At 74.9% G+C, this 16,184-nt stretch carries 15 protein-coding genes; 2 read left to right on the top strand and 13 right to left on the bottom strand.

Annotated features, from left to right (window positions below; all coding sequences use genetic code 11):
- Positions 1-53: 53 nt before the first annotated feature.
- From ACSNN9_RS10195 to ACSNN9_RS10185, 3 genes are all read right to left on the bottom strand, one after another.
- Entirely contained in the window at positions 54-1,196 is a 1,143-nt protein-coding gene (locus ACSNN9_RS10195) for an acyl-CoA dehydrogenase family protein (protein ID WP_436672803.1), read from the bottom strand.
- A 346-nt stretch (positions 1,197-1,542) separates the two neighbouring features.
- Positions 1,543-2,289 (bottom strand): UdgX family uracil-DNA binding protein, encoded by a 747-nt coding sequence (locus tag ACSNN9_RS10190; protein ID WP_436672802.1) that lies wholly within the window; start codon positions 2,287-2,289, stop codon positions 1,543-1,545.
- An 87-nt stretch (positions 2,290-2,376) separates the two neighbouring features.
- On the bottom strand, positions 2,377-3,717 hold the full coding sequence (locus tag ACSNN9_RS10185; protein WP_436672801.1) for an aminotransferase class I/II-fold pyridoxal phosphate-dependent enzyme: 1,341 nt from the start codon (positions 3,715-3,717) through the stop codon (positions 2,377-2,379).
- Between the two features lie 33 nt (positions 3,718-3,750).
- Here ACSNN9_RS10185 and ACSNN9_RS10180 point away from each other — a divergent pair, with 33 nt between their 5' ends.
- A complete protein-coding gene (locus tag ACSNN9_RS10180; RefSeq protein WP_436672800.1) occupies positions 3,751-4,995 on the top strand; it encodes a bifunctional pyridoxamine 5'-phosphate oxidase family protein/GNAT family N-acetyltransferase in 1,245 nt (414 codons plus the stop codon).
- On the top strand, positions 4,992-5,660 hold the full coding sequence (gene leuE / locus ACSNN9_RS10175) for a leucine efflux protein LeuE (RefSeq protein WP_436672799.1): 669 nt from the start codon (positions 4,992-4,994) through the stop codon (positions 5,658-5,660). Before ACSNN9_RS10180 ends, leuE begins: the two co-directional genes overlap by 4 nt.
- Before the next feature lie 11 nt (positions 5,661-5,671).
- Here leuE and ACSNN9_RS10170 read toward each other — a convergent pair whose 3' ends face one another.
- The 10 genes from ACSNN9_RS10170 to ACSNN9_RS10125 all read right to left on the bottom strand — a co-directional run bounded on the left by ACSNN9_RS10170 (position 5,672) and on the right by ACSNN9_RS10125 (position 16,134).
- Positions 5,672-6,598, bottom strand: a complete 927-nt coding sequence (locus tag ACSNN9_RS10170; protein WP_436672797.1) for a sporulation protein — start codon at positions 6,596-6,598, stop codon at positions 5,672-5,674.
- A gap of 201 nt (positions 6,599-6,799) precedes the next feature.
- The gene (locus ACSNN9_RS10165; RefSeq protein WP_436672795.1) at positions 6,800-7,864 is read right to left on the bottom strand and encodes a hemolysin family protein; all 1,065 of its coding nucleotides are present in this window, start codon (positions 7,862-7,864) and stop codon (positions 6,800-6,802) included.
- Positions 7,861-9,210, bottom strand: a complete 1,350-nt coding sequence (locus ACSNN9_RS10160) for a hemolysin family protein (RefSeq protein WP_436672794.1) — start codon at positions 9,208-9,210, stop codon at positions 7,861-7,863. Before ACSNN9_RS10160 ends, ACSNN9_RS10165 begins: the two co-directional genes overlap by 4 nt.
- Before the next feature lie 260 nt (positions 9,211-9,470).
- Entirely contained in the window at positions 9,471-9,803 is a 333-nt protein-coding gene (mnhG, locus tag ACSNN9_RS10155) for a monovalent cation/H(+) antiporter subunit G (RefSeq protein WP_436672793.1), read from the bottom strand.
- Entirely contained in the window at positions 9,803-10,072 is a 270-nt protein-coding gene (locus tag ACSNN9_RS10150) for a monovalent cation/H+ antiporter complex subunit F (RefSeq protein WP_091620573.1), read from the bottom strand. Before ACSNN9_RS10150 ends, mnhG begins: the two co-directional genes overlap by 1 nt.
- Entirely contained in the window at positions 10,069-10,650 is a 582-nt protein-coding gene (locus ACSNN9_RS10145; protein WP_436672792.1) for a Na+/H+ antiporter subunit E, read from the bottom strand. Before ACSNN9_RS10145 ends, ACSNN9_RS10150 begins: the two co-directional genes overlap by 4 nt.
- A complete protein-coding gene (locus ACSNN9_RS10140; protein WP_436672791.1) occupies positions 10,647-12,152 on the bottom strand; it encodes a Na+/H+ antiporter subunit D in 1,506 nt (501 codons plus the stop codon). Before ACSNN9_RS10140 ends, ACSNN9_RS10145 begins: the two co-directional genes overlap by 4 nt.
- Before the next feature lie 25 nt (positions 12,153-12,177).
- Complete coding sequence (locus tag ACSNN9_RS10135; protein WP_436672790.1) at positions 12,178-12,657, bottom strand: Na(+)/H(+) antiporter subunit C; 480 nt, start codon at positions 12,655-12,657, stop codon at positions 12,178-12,180.
- Complete coding sequence (locus ACSNN9_RS10130) at positions 12,654-15,488, bottom strand: Na+/H+ antiporter subunit A (protein WP_436672789.1); 2,835 nt, start codon at positions 15,486-15,488, stop codon at positions 12,654-12,656. The genes ACSNN9_RS10135 and ACSNN9_RS10130 overlap by 4 nt, the downstream gene beginning before the upstream one ends.
- Positions 15,489-15,732: 244 nt before the next feature.
- Positions 15,733-16,134, bottom strand: a complete 402-nt coding sequence (locus tag ACSNN9_RS10125; protein ID WP_436672788.1) for a hypothetical protein — start codon at positions 16,132-16,134, stop codon at positions 15,733-15,735.
- Between the last annotated feature and the right edge of the window lie 50 nt (positions 16,135-16,184).

Genomic DNA, 16,184 nt, shown 5'->3' with positions numbered 1-16,184 from the left:
AGGTGCCGTTTCATCCTTGCGCACCCGCCCCGCCGCCGGGCAGTCGGTCGACGCTAGAGCCCGAGGCCGCGGCCGATGATCTCCTTCATGATCTCGGTGGTGCCGCCGTAGATCGTCTGCACCCGCCCGTCCAGCCAGGCCTTCGCCACCGGGTACTCCAGCATGTAGCCGTAGCCGCCGTGCAGCTGCACGCAGCGGTCGGCGACCCTGTTCTGCAACTCGGTGGTCCACCACTTCGCCTTGGCCGCGTCGGTGACCGAGAGCCGGCCGGCGCCGTACTCCGCGACGCAGTGGTTGACGAAGGTCCGGGCGATGGTGACCTCGGTGTCCAGCTCCGCCAGCAGGAAGCGGTTGTGCTGGAACGCGCCGATCGGCCGGCCGAACGCCTGCCGGGAGCGGGCGTGGTCGAGGGTGAGGGCGAGCAGCCGCTCGGCGGCGGCCACCGCCGCGACCGCGATGCTGAGCCGTTCCCGGGGCAGGTTGGCCATCAGGTGGTAGAAGCCGTGGTTCTCGGTGCCGATCAGGTTTTCCGCCGGCACCCGGCAGTCGTCGAAGAACAGCTCGGCGGTGTCGTTGGCCTTGAGCCCGACCTTGGCCAGCCGCCGGCCCCGGGAGAAGCCGGGGGTGCCGCTCTCCACCGCGATCAGGCTCACCCCGTGCGCGCCCTGGTCCGGCGCGGTACGCACGACCACGACCACCAGGTCGGCCAGTTCCCCGTTGGTGATGAAGGTCTTCTGGCCGTTGAGCACCCAGCTGTCGCCGTCACGGACCGCGCCGGTGCGGATCCCGGCCAGGTCGGAGCCGGCCCCGGGCTCGCTCATCGCGATCGCGGTGACCAGGTCGCCGGAGCAGAACCCGGGCAGCCAGCGCTTGCGCTGCTCGTCCGTGGTCAGCTCGGTCAGGTACGGCGCCACCACGTCGTTGTGCAGGCCGAAGCCGAGCCCGGTGCAGCCGGCGGCGATGATCTCCTCGTCCAGCACGGCGTTGAACCGGAAGTCGCGCTGCCCGCCGCCGCCGTACTCCGTGTCGACGTCCATGCCCAGCAGGCCGGCGGCCCCGGCCCGGCGCCACACCTCGCGGTCGACGATCCCGTCGGCCTCCCAGCGCTCGTGGTGGGGCACCGCCTCGCGGGTCAGGAACTCGCGGCACAGCTCGCGGAACTCCTCGTGGTCGCGCTCGTAGAGATGCTGCTCCATGGCGGCAAGTGTGGCACCGCTCACCCACCCTGCCCAGGGCCGCCGGCGCTCCCCGCACTCGCTCGGGCCGTGCACGGGGTGGAGCGCGGGCCTGCCGCCCTGACTCGACATGCGTCCTGCAACGGGGCAGGCGCGGCCGGGGTGGACCCATCGCTTCCTTTGGAGCTGATGTCGCAAACGCATCAGCAACCAGGACGCCCCGATGTCGCAAACGACTCAGCTCGAAAGGTCCAGCGCGGCACCCCTTGCCGCTGCCCGGCCCGAGTCGAGCCCGCTGCCAGGCCCGGGACCGCTGCCCTGCCCGAGCTCCAGCCCGCTGCCCGGCCCCAGCCCGGTCAGGGCCTCGCTACCGGCGGGCCAGGGCGCGGGCGGCCACGGTGAGGTCGGCGACCAGCCCCTCGTACGCCTTGTCCTGGTCGTCCGCGCGCAGCACGGCGGACGGGTGGATCGTGGCCAGCAGCCGCGCCGGCGGCGCGTCGGCGACGCCGCCGCGCGCGTCCACCGGCACCCGCCGGAAGTCCTCCGGGTGCTGGGCCGACTCCGGCCAGGGCAGCAGTTCGCCCCGCTGCCGGGTGACCCGGAACGTCGGGCCGAGCAGGGCCTTGGCGGCGGTGGCGCCGAGCACCACCACGACCTCCGGGCGCAGTTGGGCGAACTCGGCCACCAGCCAGGGCCGGCAGGCCGTGATGTGCACCCGGTCCGGGGTCTGGTGGATCCGCCGCTTGCCGCGCTGCTCGAAGCGGAAGTGCTTCACGGCGTTGGTGAGGTAGATGTGGCCGGGGTCGAGCCCGGCGTCGTCGACCGCCCGGCGCAGCAGCCGGCCGGCGGGGCCGACGAACGGCAGGCCCTTCTGGTCCTCCATGTCGCCGGGCTGCTCGCCGACGAAGACCACCCGCGCGCCCGCGTCGCCGCGCCCGAAGACCGTCTGAGACGCGTCACGGTAGAGCTCGCAGCCCCGGCAGCCGGTGGCGGCGGCGCGCAGGTCGTCGAGGGTGTCGGCCCGCGGCGGGATGAACTGCTGCGCGCCCGGCGCGGTCTCGGGAGCGGTCTGCTCGGCCATGGCGACTGTTCTACCCCGCGCGGGGTGGAACACGCGCGGGGACCCGCCGCAACGGGACACGCGGGCCCCGGACCCGCCGGGAAGTGGCGGAACCAGGCGCCCGCGACGGGCCCGGCCGGCTCACGCGGCGAAGCCGCCGGGCGGGGTGGGCCGGACCGCCCGGGCCACCGCGTCGGCCAGGTCCGGGATCTCCGCCTCGTCCAGCGAGCTGACGGTGATCCGCAGCGCCGGCGGGCCGGCGATGCGGTGCAGCGCGCCGGGGGCGACCGCCCAGCCGGCGTCGCGCAGCGCGGTCAGCACGCTGGTCTCGTCGTCGACCGGCAGCCAGACGTTGATGCCGCTGCGCCCGTGGGCGACCACGCCGTGTCGGGCGAGCGCGCCGATCAGCCCCACGCGCCGCCGCTCGTAGCTGCCGGCGGCCCGGTCCACCAGCTCGGCCACGGCCGGGTCGCGCCAGAGCGCCAGGACCAGTCGTTGCAGCACGGTGGAGACCCAGCCGGCGCCGACCCGCGCCCGGCCGGCCACCCGGGCCACCGTGGTCTCGTCGCCCACCAGCACGGCCAGCCGCAGGTCCGGGCCGAACGGCTTGCTCACCGAGCGGACGAAGGCCCACGTCGGGGTCGCCCCGGCGAGCGGGTGCAGCGGTACGCGGGCCAGCTCGGCGGCGTGGTCGTCCTCGATCAGCAGCAGGTCGGACCGGCCGGCGAGCAGGGCGCGCAGCTCCCCGGCCCGCTCGGCGGAGACCGCCGCGCCGGTGGGGTTCTGGGCCCGGCTCGTCACGATCAGCGCCCGCGCGCCGGCGGCGAGCGCGGCTCCGACCCCGCCGACGAGCGGGCCGTCGTCGTCGACCGGCACGCCGATCGGCCGCAGCCCGAGCGCGGCGACCAGGTCGAGCAGGTTGGCCCAGCCCGGGTCCTCCAGGGCGACCGCGTCCCCGGGGCGCAGGTGCGCGCCGAGCAGGCGCTCGATGCCGTCCAGCGCGCCGCCGGTGACGGTCAGCTCCGTCGCCGGCACGCCGTCGGCGACCAGCCGCTCCCGGGCCGCCTCGGCCAGCTCGGGCAGCACCCCGGCCGCGGGGTAGCCGACCGGCGGCCCCGCGGCGGCGGCCAGACCGGCCAGGTGCTCCCCGAGGGGTGGCAACAGCCGCACGTCCGGCTCGCCCCGGGAGAGGTCGCGCAGGCCGGGGGCGGTCGGCGGGCGCAGCGCGGAGCGGCGGGCCGCCACCGGCGGGCGGGGGCGGACCCGGGTGCCGTGCCGGCCGGCGGTGACCACCAGGCCCCGCTGGCGCAGTTCCTGGTAGGCCCGGGCCGCGGTGGCCGGGCTCACCGCGAGCTGGGCGGCGAGCTCCCGCACCGGCGGCAGCGCGTCGCCGGGGGCGAGGGCGGCGCAGCGGATGCCCGATTCGATGCTGGCCGAAATCTCGGCGGCCGTCGTACCGACGACCTGATAGCGTGCTGACACAATCAGGGATTGTACTAGAACAAAGGTCGAGCCATGTACGCACCCACCGACCGGACCACCGCCAGCCGCTCCCGGGAGCGGATGAGCTACGACGAGGCCGCCGCGCACGCCGTCCTCGACGAGGCGTACGACTGCGCGCTCGGGTTCACCGTCGACGGCGAGCCCCGGGTCCTGCCGACCCTGCACGTCCGCGTCGGCGACACCCTCTACCTGCACGGCTCCACCGGCAGTCGGCCGCTGCTCGCCGCCCGGGGCGACGGGCTGCCGGTCTGCGTCGCGGTCACCCTGCTCGACGGCCTCGTCTACGGCCGCTCGCAGTTCCACCACAGCGCCAACTACCGCTCGGTGGTCGCGCACGGCACCGCGCGGCTGGTCACCGACGAGCGGGAGAAGGCCCGGGTGCTGACCGCCCTGGTGGAGAAGGCCGCGGCCGGGCGCAGCGCCGACAGCCGGCCCCCGTCGCGCCGGGAGCTGGCCGAGACGGCCGTGCTGGCCCTGCCGCTGCGCGAGGTGTCGGTCCGCGCCCGCACCGGCGGCGTACGCGACGAGGAGGCCGACCTCGCCCTGCCGCACTGGGCCGGCGTGGTGCCGCTGCGGCTGAGCGCCGGGACGCCCGAACCCGACGCCGGGGTGGCCGTGCCGGTGCCGGCGTACCTGCGGCCGGAGACGTCGCCGTGGCTCGATCCGGCGGTGCTGCGCGGGGAGCACGTGCTGCTGGAACCGCTCGACCTCGCGCACGCCGACGAGCTGCACGCCGCGACCGCCGACCCGGAGGTCTGGCGGCACCTGGGCAGCCCGCTGCCGGCCGACCCGGCCGGCACCGCCGGGCAGATCGCCGCCGCGCTGGCCGCGCACCGGCGGGGCGAGCGGGTGCCGTGGGTACAGCGCTGCGCGGTGACCGGCGCGGTGGTCGGCACCACCTCCTTCTACGAGGTGGACCCGGAGCGCCGGGCGGTGGCGATCGGCTACACCTGGCTGGGCCGGCCCTGGTGGCGCACCGGGATCAACACGGAGGCGAAGCTGCTGCTGCTCACCCGCGCCTTCGAGGAGCTGGGCGCGGTGCGGGTGGTCTGGCACACCGACATCCGCAACGAGCGCTCGCAGCGGGCCATCGAGCGCCTCGGCGCGTCCCGCGAGGGGGTGCTGCGCCGGCACCGGCTCCGCCCGGACGGCTCCTGGCGGGACACCGTGCAGTATTCGATGACCGTCGACGAGTGGCCGAACGCACAGGTCACGCTCCGGGAAAGGCTTCGCCGGGCGGCACCCGTGGCCTCATGATGGCGGGCGTGCTGGGCATCACCGACATCTGGACGTACGTGCTGGGCACCGTGGCGATCGTTCTGCTGCCCGGGCCCAACTCCCTCTTCGTGCTCTCCACCGCCGCGCAGCGGGGCGTGGCGGCCGGCTACCGGGCGGCCGGCGGGGTCTTCGTCGGCGACGGGGTGCTGATGTTCCTCTCCGCCGCCGGCGTGGCGTCGCTGGTCCAGGCGTACCCGCCGCTCTTCCTGGTGATCAAGTACGCCGGCGCCGCGTACCTCGGCTATGTGGGGTTGACGATGCTGCGCGGCGCGTGGCGCCGCTGGCGGACGCGCAACGACCCGGACGCCCCGCGGCTCATCGACGCCGCGCGGCCGGCGGCGATGCGCAGCCCGTTCCGCAAGGCGCTGGTGATCAGCCTGCTCAACCCGAAGGCGATCCTCTTCTTCGTCTCGTTCTTCATCCAGTTCGTGGACCCGGGCTACGCCTGGCCGGCGCTGTCGTTCCTGCTGCTCGGACTGATCGCACAGGTCACCAGCGTGCTCTACCTGACCGCGCTGATCTTCACGGGCACGTTCCTGGCGGCCCAGTTCCGCCGGCGCCACCGCCTGGCGGCCGGCGCCACCACGGGCGTCGCCGCGCTCTTCCTCGGCTTCAGCCTCAAACTGGCCACCGCCACCGCCTGACCCCGGCCGGGTCAGGTGCCGTCGCCGCCGCCGGAGCCGCCGATGCCGGCTCCGCCGGCGGTGCCGCCCAGCCCGAAGCCGGGGTGGATCGGCTCGTCCGGCGGGCGGCTGACGTGCGCCGACCCGGAGAGGGTCGCGGACCAGTCGGCGTGCGCCGCGGCGGCGGCGTGCCGGTTGATCGCCGCGCGCAGCCAGGCGTCCACGATCGCGACCCAGTCCCGCTGGTCGGCGCCGGTGTGCCAGACCCGGAACCGGCTGATGCTCTGGTGGGTGATCCCGGCCAGGGCCAGCCGCCGGTCCATCCAGAGGATCACCTCCAGGCCGGCCGGGTCGGCGACGAAGATCAGCTCCAGCTCGGTGATCGGCCCGGCGTAGAGCGGCGCCACCCAGTAGCCCAGCCGCTGGTGCAGCGGCAGGGCCTGCGCCACCCCGGGCAGCCGCCCGTCGACCAGACCGGCCTGGCGCATGCTGAAGCCGAGCGTGTCGAGCGCCGCCAGGACGTGCGCCTGGGTGGGCAGCGGATGCACGAAGACCGGCACCATGGCGCCCTGGTCGAGCCGGGGCTCGACGGCCACCTCCGTGCGTAGCCCCGTCCGCAGGCTGAGCAGGGGCACCCCACCGAACACGGTCACCGGGGTCTCCCACGGCAGCGGGAACTCGAACGGGATCGACCGGCCCCGCCCGGCCCGCAGCACGAAACCGTCGGCCACCGTCGCCTGGTGGAACTGCACCAGGCGACGGGGCGCGTCCGGGTCCTCCGGCTCGGCCGTGGTGACCAGGCCGAGCCGGACGTGCAGGACGGGCACGTCGGTGGAGCCGGCGATGACGGTGACCCGCCCCGGCAGGCGCAGCCCGGGGCGGGTGCTCGGGTTGGCCAGGGCCGTCCGCACCGACAGGCCGGTCCAGCCGGACTCGGGTGACACTCCCGTCAACCGCACGGCACTCCCCCGTCCGCCCCCGGGCCGGGCCCGCTCAGCCGCCCGCGAGCCCCGCCGGCCGGGACCGCGGTGTCCGCCGCGGACCTCGCGCGCGGGGCCACCCCCCACGGTCGCGGACCTCCCGCGGGGGGCACCCTCCATGGTCCCGGACCCCGCGGGTGGCCGCCCCGACTTCGGCGAAGAGCGGCCACCTGTCCGGTCTCATCTCATGCGTCGCCCGCGCGGCACCGGGTCGGTCTCGTCGTCGAACTCGCCGATGACCTCCTCCAGCAGGTCCTCCAGCGCGACGAACCCGATCGGCCGGGTCGGCCCGCCGCCGTTGCGCACCAGCGCGAGCTGGGACTGCCGGGCCCGCATCTCCGCCACGGCCTCGGAGACCGAGGCCGAGGCCGGCAGGGTGAGGGCGTTGGTCATCAGGTCGGCGGCGGTGACCGTGCGGCCCGTGGTGGTGGCGCGCACCGCCTCCCGGACGTGGACCAGGCCGCAGACGTCGCCGTGGGCGTCCAGCACGGCCAGCCGCGACCGGCCGCTGTCCCGGCTGACCTGCTCGATCCGGTCGGCCCCGTCGTCGCGGCGCACCGTCACCATCTGGTGGAACGGCTCCATCACCTGGGCCACCGTGGTGCCCTGCAACTCCAGCATGCTGGTCAGCATCTGGTGCTGCTCGGCGCCGAGCAGGCCGTGCTCGCGGGACTGCTCCAGCAGCATGCGCAGCTCGTCCGGGCCGTGCACCTGGGCGAGCTGGTCCTGCGGGTTGACCTTGACCAGCCGCAGCATCACGTTGGCCAGCGCGTTCATCACCGACAGCACCGGCCGGGCGACCCGCGCGAAGGCGCGGAACGGCAACGCCAGCAGCACCGCCGAGCGCTCCGCGTCGGTGATCGCCCAGGACTTCGGCGCCATCTCCCCGACCACGAGGTGCAGGAAGGTGACGACGCTGAGCGCGAAGACGAGCGCGACCACGTGGCTCGCGGCGTCCGGCAGCCCGACCGCGTGCAGCAGCGGGCTGAGCAGGTGCTCGATCGCCGGTTCGGCGAGCGCGCCCAGGCCCAGGGTGCAGAGGGTGATGCCGAGCTGCGCGCCGGCGAGCATCAGCGACAGCTCGCGTACGCCGTCCAGCGCGGCCCGGGCGGCGCGGCCGCCACCGGCGGCCGCGTGCTCCAGCCGGTAACGCTTGCTGGCCACCAGGGCGAACTCGGCGGCCACGAAGAAGCCGTTCAACGCCAGCAGGATCACCGACGTGAAGAGTGCGATGCCGGGGCTCACGCGGACACCTCCCCCGGCTCGGCGATCCGCAGCCGTACGGAGTCGGCCACGTGCCGGTCGACGGCCAGCACCTCGACCAGGGCGCGCGGCTCGTCCGCGCCGTCCTCGCCGTCGGCCGGCAGGCTGATCTCCAGCCGGTCACCGACCTCGGGGACCCGCCCCAGCTCCCGCATGACCAGGCCGGAGAGCGTGTCGTACTCCGGGGCCTCGGGCAGCGAGATTCCGGTGCTGTCGGCGACCTCGTCGATGCGCCAGCGGGCCGGCACCACCCAGGAGCCGTCCTCCTGCCGGGCCGGGGCCCGCTCCGGCGGGTCGTCCTCGTCCCGGATCGGGCCGACGAGTTCCTCGGCGATGTCCTCCAGCGTGATCACGCCGGCGAAGCCGCCGTACTCGTCGACCACGCAGGCCAGTTGCCGGTGCCCGGAGCGCAGCCGGTCCAGCACCGTCGGCAGCGGCAGCGTCTCCGGCACCAGGAGCGGGGGGCCGGCGACCGCGCTGACCGGGGTGGTCGCGCGCCGCTCCGGGGGTACGCCGAGCACGTCGGCGATGCCGACGACGCCGACCAGGTCGTCGACGCCCTCGGTGCCGCGCACGGGGAAGCGGGACTTGCCGGTGTCCAGCAGCTCGACCACCCGACTGAGCGGTTCGTGCGCGCGTACGGTGTGCACGTCGACGCGCGGCACCATCGCCTCGCCGGCGGTCAGCTCGCGGAAGTCGAGCCCCCGGTCGAGCAGCGTGGACATCTCGGCGGTCAGGTGCCCCTCCTGGCGGGACTCGGCGATGATCTGCTCCAGGTCCTGCGGGGTGGCGCCGCTGGGCAGCTCCTCGATCGGCTCGATGCCGACGCGGCGGAGCAGCCGGACCGCGGCCCGGTCGAAGAGCTTGATCAGCGGACCGGCGACCTTGAGGTACATCAGGGTGGAGCTGCTCAGGGCCTTCGCGAGGGGCTCGGGCCGGGCGATGGCGAGGTTCTTCGGGGCCAGCTCACCGAGGACCATCTGCACCACGGTGGCGATGGTCAGGGCCAGGACGACCGAGAGCGGCAGGCTGACGGCCGTGGAGACGCCGGCGACCCCGAGCAGTTCGGCCAGCCCGGCGCCGAGGAACGGCTCGGCGACGTAACCGACCAGCAGGGCGGTGACGGTGATGCCGAGCTGCGCGCCCGAGAGCATGAACGACAGCCGCCCGGTCACCTCCAGCGCCCGGGCGGCGGCCTTGTCGCCGTCGTCGGCCAGCTGCTTGAGCCGGCCCCGGTCCACGGCGACGTAGCCGAACTCCTGGGCCACGAAGTAACCCGTGGCGACGGTGAGAACGATGATGAGAAGAAGACCAACGACGATCAACACGGGTCGCTCAGGGCTCCCGGGGACGTCGGGGTCGGGGTACGCCGGGCACGACCCGGCTGGCTACTGCTGCCCTCCTGGGCAGAAGAGTCGATCATGCGGCCCATTTTATCGGGATCGGCTGGATATCCGCTGAAGGTGTGCGGAAGGCCCTCCGGCGTCCGGGGCCGCCGGGTCGGCGGGGGGCCTCCGGGGCGTCAGCTCTGGCTGATCCGCACGTCGCCCACGGCCGTCTCCACGAGGCTGGCGCCGCTGGCGGGCGGTCAGCGGTCGGCGAGTTCGTCGGCGTCGAGCAGCGCCGGGTCCACCCGCCCGGTGCGGTACGCGGCCCGCCCGATCATCTGGGCCGCCACCGGCGCGGTGGCCAGCTGGAAGACCCCGACCAGCGCCACCATGCCCAGGTCGGCCGGGGCACGCAGCCGCAGCGCCAGGCCGAGCAGCAGGAGCAGCACCCCGAGCACCTGCGGCTTGGTCGCGGCGTGCATCCGGTCCAGCGTGCCCGGGAAGCGCAGCACCCCGATCCCGGCGGCGAGGCTCAGCAGGGCGCCGACCACCAGGCAGCCGCCGCCCAGCCAGTCGGCCAGCGTGCCCCACATCACGCCTCCCCGTCCTCGCGGACGGCGAAGCGGACCAGCGACACCGATCCGACGAAGCCGAGCATGGACAGCGCCACCAGCACCGGCAGCGTGGTGGCGTGGCGGTTGACCGCGGCCTCCGCGCCGACCGCGCCCACCATCGTGGCGAGCAGCATGTCGGCCGCGACCACCCGGTCGATCAGCGACGGCCCCCGGTAGAGCCGGATCAGGGCCAGCAGCGCGGTCACCGAGAACAGGGTGGTGAGGGTGACGGCGAGGAACGTGGTCACGGGTCAGGTCCCCTCTCGACGGGATCGGCGCTCACCCGGCGGACCTCGGCGACGGAGCCGACCGCGCGCACGAGCCGCCGCTCGACCGCGAGGATCCGCTGCCGGCTGCCGCTGAGGTCCTGCGGGCCGTGGGTGTCGAACACGTGCACGTAGAGGACTCCGACGTCCCGGTCCACCTCGACGATCAGCGTGCCCGGCACCAGCGAGATCGCCTCGGCGGTGAGCGCCAGGTTCAGGTCGGTGCGGATCCGCAGGCGGACCGCGATGATCGCCCCCCGGGGCCGGTAGCCGGGCTGCACCGCGACCCGGGCGACGTGCGCGCTGGCGCTGACCAGCTCACCGACGAAGCGCAGCGCGAAGACCAGCAGCGGTCCGGGGCGCAGCCGGCCGCCGAAGCTCACCGGCGGCAGCGGGAAGAACAGCAGTACGGCACCGGCCACCAGCGCCCCGCCCGCGAGGTTGCCCCAGGAGAAGTCCCCCCAGAGCAGGCTCCAGACCAGCACCAGCCAGCCGAAGGCGATCAGCTGGTCGCGCCGCCGCCCCCGCCCGCGCGGCGGCGCCCCGGGGGCCGGGGTCACGGGGCACCGGCCGGCAGCACGGAACGGATGTACGGGGTGCGCTCGCGCAGGTCGGCCGCCGCGTCGGCGGTGACGTCGAACAGCGGCCCGGCGACGACGGTCAGCGCCAGCCCCAGCCCGACCAGCGCGATCGTCGCGCCGACCATCAACGCGGGCAGGCGGACGACCGGCTCGGTCGTGGCGAGTCGGGGAGCGCGCCAGAAGGCGATGTTCCACACCCGCGAGGCCACGTAGAGGGTGAGCAGGCTCGTCACCGTCCCCGCCGCGACCAGCACGCCGGGCAGCGGCTCGCCGGCCGCGACGCCGGCCTGGAGCAGGCCGAGCTTGCCGAGGAACCCGGAGAAGGGCGGCACGCCGGCGAGGTTCATGGCCGGGACGAAGAAAAGGACGCCGAGCAGCGGGGCCGCCCGGGCCAGCCCGCCGATGCGGCGCAGGTCGGTGCTGCCGGCCCGCTCCTCGACCAGCCCGGCGACCAGGAACAGCGTGGTCTGGATGGTGATGTGGTGCACCACGTAGAAGATCGCGCCGGAGAGCCCGGCCATGGTGCTCAGCCCCACTCCGAAGATCATGTAGCCGATGTGGCTGACCAGGGTGAACGAGAAGAGCCGCTTCATGTCGGACTGGGCCACCGCGCCGAGGATGCCGACCACCATGGTCAGCCCGGCCACCACCATCAGCGGTCCGGCGAGCCGACCACCGGGGAAGAGCAGCGTCTCGGTGCGGATGATCGCGTACACGCCGACCTTGGTGAGCAGGCCGGCGAAGACCGCCGTGACGGGGGCCGGCGCCGTCGGGTAGCTGTCCGGCAACCAGGCCGAGAGCGGGAAGACCGCCGCCTTGACCCCGAAGGCGAGCAGCAGCATCAGCTGCAGGGTCAGCCGTACGCCGTCGGGCAGCGCGTCCAGCCGGTGCGCCAGCTGGGCCATGTTCAGGGTGCCGGTGGCCGCGTACACCAGACCCACCGAGGCGAGGAAGATCATCGAGCTGAGGATGCTGACGACCACGTACGTCGAGCCGGTGCGGATCCGGGTCTCGGTGCCGCCGAGGGTGATCAGCACGAAGCTCGCGGCCAGCAGGATCTCGAAGCCGACGAAGAGGTTGAACAGGTCGCCGGCGAGGAACGCGTTGGTCACGCCGGCGGTCAGCACCAGGTAGGTGGGGTGGTAGATGGTCACCGGGGCGGTCTCGCCGACGTCCCCCTGCCCCTGGCCGACGGAGTAGAGCAGCACGCACAGGGTCACCGCCGAGGAGACCACCAGCATCAGCGCGGCGAGCTGGTCCGCGACCAGCACGATGCCCACCGGTGCCGGCCACCCGCCGACCTGGACCACCACCGGCCCGTGCCGGTACGCCTGCACCAGCAGCACCGCCGCCACCGTCAGCGTGGCCGCCAGGCAGCTCACGCTGACGACCCGTTGCAGCCCGGGCCACCGGGCCAGCAGCAGGGTCAGCGCCGCGCCCAGCAGCGGCACCACCACGGGCAGCGGCACGAGCCGGCTCATCGGGCGCTCCGTGGCGCGTACCCGGTCATCCGGGGCCGTCCCCGCGCCGGAACCGGCCCGGCGGCTCCGGGTCGACCTGCTCGGGGTCGGCGTCCGGGCCCTCGCCCCCGAAGTCGGCGGCGGCCGGCTCGTTGCGCTCGGCCGCCTGCCTGACCTGCCGGTCCTCGATGTCGTCGGGCACCTCGTCGTCGCCGGTGACATACCAGCTGCGGTAGCTGACCGCCAGCAGGAACGCGGTCAGCCCGAAGGTGATCACGATGGCGGTAAGGATCATGGCCTGCGGCAGCGCGTCGCTCAACGTGCCGGCGGGCGCCGTGCCGACCAGCGGGGCGGCCCCCGCGCGGCCGCCAAGCAGGATGAGCGCGTTGACCCCGTTGCCGAGCAGGATGACCCCGAGCAGGATCCGGGTCAGGCTGCGTTCCATCAGCAGGGTGACCCCGCAGCCGACCAGCACCCCGGCGGCGACGACCAGCACCAGGGTCGGTCCGGCCGCGCCCGTCCTCACGTCCGCTCCCCCCGCCGGTCGACCCGCAGCCCGCCCCCGGACTCGCCGGCCGCCTCGATGTGCCGGTCCACCTCGGCGCCGAGGCTGCGCAGGATGTCCAGCACCAGCCCGACCACCACCAGGTAGACGCCGACGTCGAAGAAGAGGGAGGTGACCAGGTAGAACTCGCCGATCACCGGCAGCCACAGGTCGATCCGGGCGCTCTGGAGCACCGACCCGCCCGCGAACAGGGCGACGGCCCCGGTGCCGATCGAGACGAGGAGGCCGGCACCGAGCACCGTGCCCGCGCCGACCGGGGCGGCCTCGGCCAGCTCGTAGCGGCCGCCGGCCAGGTAGCGCACGGCCAGCGCCAGGCCCGCCACGAGGCCGCCGGCGAAGCCGCCGCCCGGCGCGTTGTGGCCGGAGAAGAGCAGGAACAGGGAGAAGACCACCACCGTGTGGAAGACCAGCCGGGTCACCACCTCCAGCACGATCGAGCGCTGCCGCTCGTGCAGGGTCGCCCCGCCGCGCAGCCAGACCCGGTGCCCCGGCCGCTGCACCCGGCTCGGCGGCTCCGGGCGGCGGGGGCGGGGTCCGGTCCGGGACCGCTGGAAGACCAGGCTGGCCACGCCGGTCGCGGCCACCACCAGCACCGACAGCTCGCCCATGGTGTCCCAGGCCCGGATGTCGACCAGGGTCACGTTGACCACGTTGCGGCCGTACCCCTGGGTGACGGCGAGGTCGGGGAACGCGTCGGAGATGGTGGGTGCCCGCCGGGCCGAGGCGGCGGTGAGAGCCAGCCCGCCGACCACCACGCCGACGGCCAGCCCGATCACCCGGCGCACCCACCGCCGGCGTTTCGGGCGGGCCGAGAACCGCTCCGGCAGCCGGCGCAGCACCAGCACGAACACCGCGATGGTGGCGGTCTCGACGAGGAACTGGGTCAGCGCCAGGTCCGGCGCGCCGTGGACCACGAAGAGCATCGCGGTGCCGTAGCCCGTCATGCCCACCAGCAGCATCGCCGTCAGCCGCCGACGGGCGCCGACCGCGAGCACCGCCGCGACGGCGACGATCGCCACCACCAGGACCTGCAACGGGCTGTCCCAGAGGGCGATCCGGTCCTGCCACGGACGGGTGGCCAGCATCGCCCCGCCGGGCACCACGGTGAGCACGAGCAGGATGACGCCGAGGTACTGCGGCAGCGAGCCGCGCTGGGTGGCGCCGGTGACCTCGATGGCGAGCCGGTCGAAGCGGCGGGTGAACCACTCGTACCCCTGGTTGCCGCTGACCGGGACGTGCAGCCGGGCCAGCACCGGGGCGAGCGGCCCGCGCAGCGCGAACAGCGCCGCACCGCCGGCCACGGCCAGCGCGGAGAGGCCGAGCGCGGGGCTGAGGCCGTGCCACAGCGCCAGGTCCTTGCCGACGACGCCGAACAGCTCGGCGTACGGGCGGAGCAGGCCGTCGAGGATCCCGGCGGCCGGGCCGGCGACCAGCCCGACGGCGGCCAGCACGGCCGGCGGGGCGAGCATCGGCGCGGGGACCCGCCCGAGGACGGTCGGTGCCACGCCCGGCCGGGTGGCGAACGCCCCCCAGACGAGCCGGGCGCTGTAGGCGACGGTGAGCGCGGTGCCGGCCACCAGCACGGCGACGACGGCGGGCCGGTCGGTGAAGGCGGCCAGCACGGCCTCCTTGGCGACGAAGCCCACCAGCGGCGGCAGCCCGGCCATCGACGCGGCGGCGAGCACCGTCACGGTGACGAGCAGCGGGGCCCGGCGCCCCAGCCCGGACAGCTCCCGCAGGTCGCGGGTGCCGGCGCCGTGGTCGATGATGCCGACGACCAGGAAAAGCGGCGCCTTGAACAGGGCGTGGGCCAGCAGCATCGCCACCCCGGCCAGCGCGGTGTCCGGGGTGCCCGCCCCGATTGCCACCGCGATCAGGCCGAGCTGGCTGACGGTGCCGTACGCCAGCAGCAGTTTCAGGTCGGTCTGCCGCAGCGCGGCCCAGCCGCCGGTCAGCATGGTGGCCAGCCCGGCGACCACGACCACCGGCCGCCATGGCCCCGTGCTCGCCAGCGCCGGGGCGAGCAGCCCGATCAGGTAGACGCCCGCCTTCACCATCGCGGCGGCGTGCAGGTACGCGCTCACCGGCGTGGGGGCCGCCATCGCCACCGGCAGCCACGAGCTGAACGGCAGCAGCGCCGACTTGGACAGCGCCCCGGCGAGGATCAGCCCGACCGCCGTGACGAGGTACGCCCCGCCCGGCAGCGGGGCGGCGGCGATCTCGGACCAGCGGTAGGTGCCGGCGTGGCCGCCGAGCATGATGAACCCCACCAGCATCGCCAGCCCGCCGAGCGTGGTCACGGTCAGCGCCTGCGCCGCCGCCCACCGGCTGGCACGCCGCTCGGCGCTGTGCCCGATCAGCAGGTACGAGAAGATCGTGGTGAGCTCCCAGCAGACGTAGAGCAGCAGCAGGTCGTCGGCCAGGACCAGGCCGAGCATCGCCCCCGCGAAGGCCACCAGCACGGCCGCGAACCGGGCCACCCCGATGGACTCCCGGCCGAAGTAGTGGGCGCTGTAGACCAGGACCAGCGCGCCGACGCCGCCGACGAGCAGGGTCATCAGCCAGGACAGGGTGGTCAGCCGCAGCGCCAGGTCGACGCCGAGTTGGCCGATCCACGGGTACGTCTCGACCACCGCGCCGCCGTCGCGGACGGCGGGGGTGCGGGCCAGCGCCCACCCGAACGCGGCCGCCGGCGCCAGCGCCAGCGGATAGCAGGCGCGGGGACCCCACCACCGGGCGAGCAGGGGCGCGACGAGCGCCGCCACGAAGTGGAGGATCAGCAGTACGAGCACCCGCGCTCCCGGTCGAGGTGGCTGCGGCGCGCGCCGGAGGTGGGACGGCACCTAGGTGCGATCACACGCCAGTTCGCCGCCCGGCGGGCGGTTTTGCGCGAATTCGTCCCCGTTGCCGGGCGTGGCCGGTCAGCGGACGGCGACGGACCGGCGGTCAGCGAACGGCGGCGGGACGGCCGTCACCCACAACGGCGGGGCCAGCGGTCGGCGGACGGCGGCGGGCGGCGGGCGGCGGGCGGCCCGCTCAGCCGACGGCGACGTCGGCGGTGGGTGCGACGGGCTCCCGGGCGGGGCGTTCGCGACGGGGCTCCACCAGCAGGTCGGGACGGCCGAGCTGGACCACGACCTTGTTGACCACCCGCTGCGCGGCGGCGAGGGAGCGTACCGGCAGCAGCCGGCCCCGGCTCTCCCGCCGCAGCACGAAGTAGTGCACCGCGGCGCGGACCTGGCCCCGATCCACCGCGCTGGCCTGCGCGGTGGAGACGACCAGCTCGCGCAGCGCGGCGGCGAGCCGCTCGGCCAGCTCCAGCTCCGGGCCGGAGAGACCGGTGCGGACGGCGGCGAGGTGACTGTCGACCTTGCGGATGAGCACGTCGGTGCCGGGCTCGAAGCTCCGCTGCTCGACGGCCAATCCGATCCCCTCCACCCCAGGCTGACGCTCCGGGTGAAGTTACTTTATGTTGTGGGACACAAGCA

Source organism: Micromonospora sp. URMC 107 (assembly GCF_051386315.1).
In the GTDB taxonomy this organism is placed as follows: Bacteria; Actinomycetota; Actinomycetes; order Mycobacteriales; family Micromonosporaceae; genus Micromonospora.
Note: the sequence above shows the minus strand (reverse complement) of the source record. Positions and strands in the feature narration are given on the sequence as shown.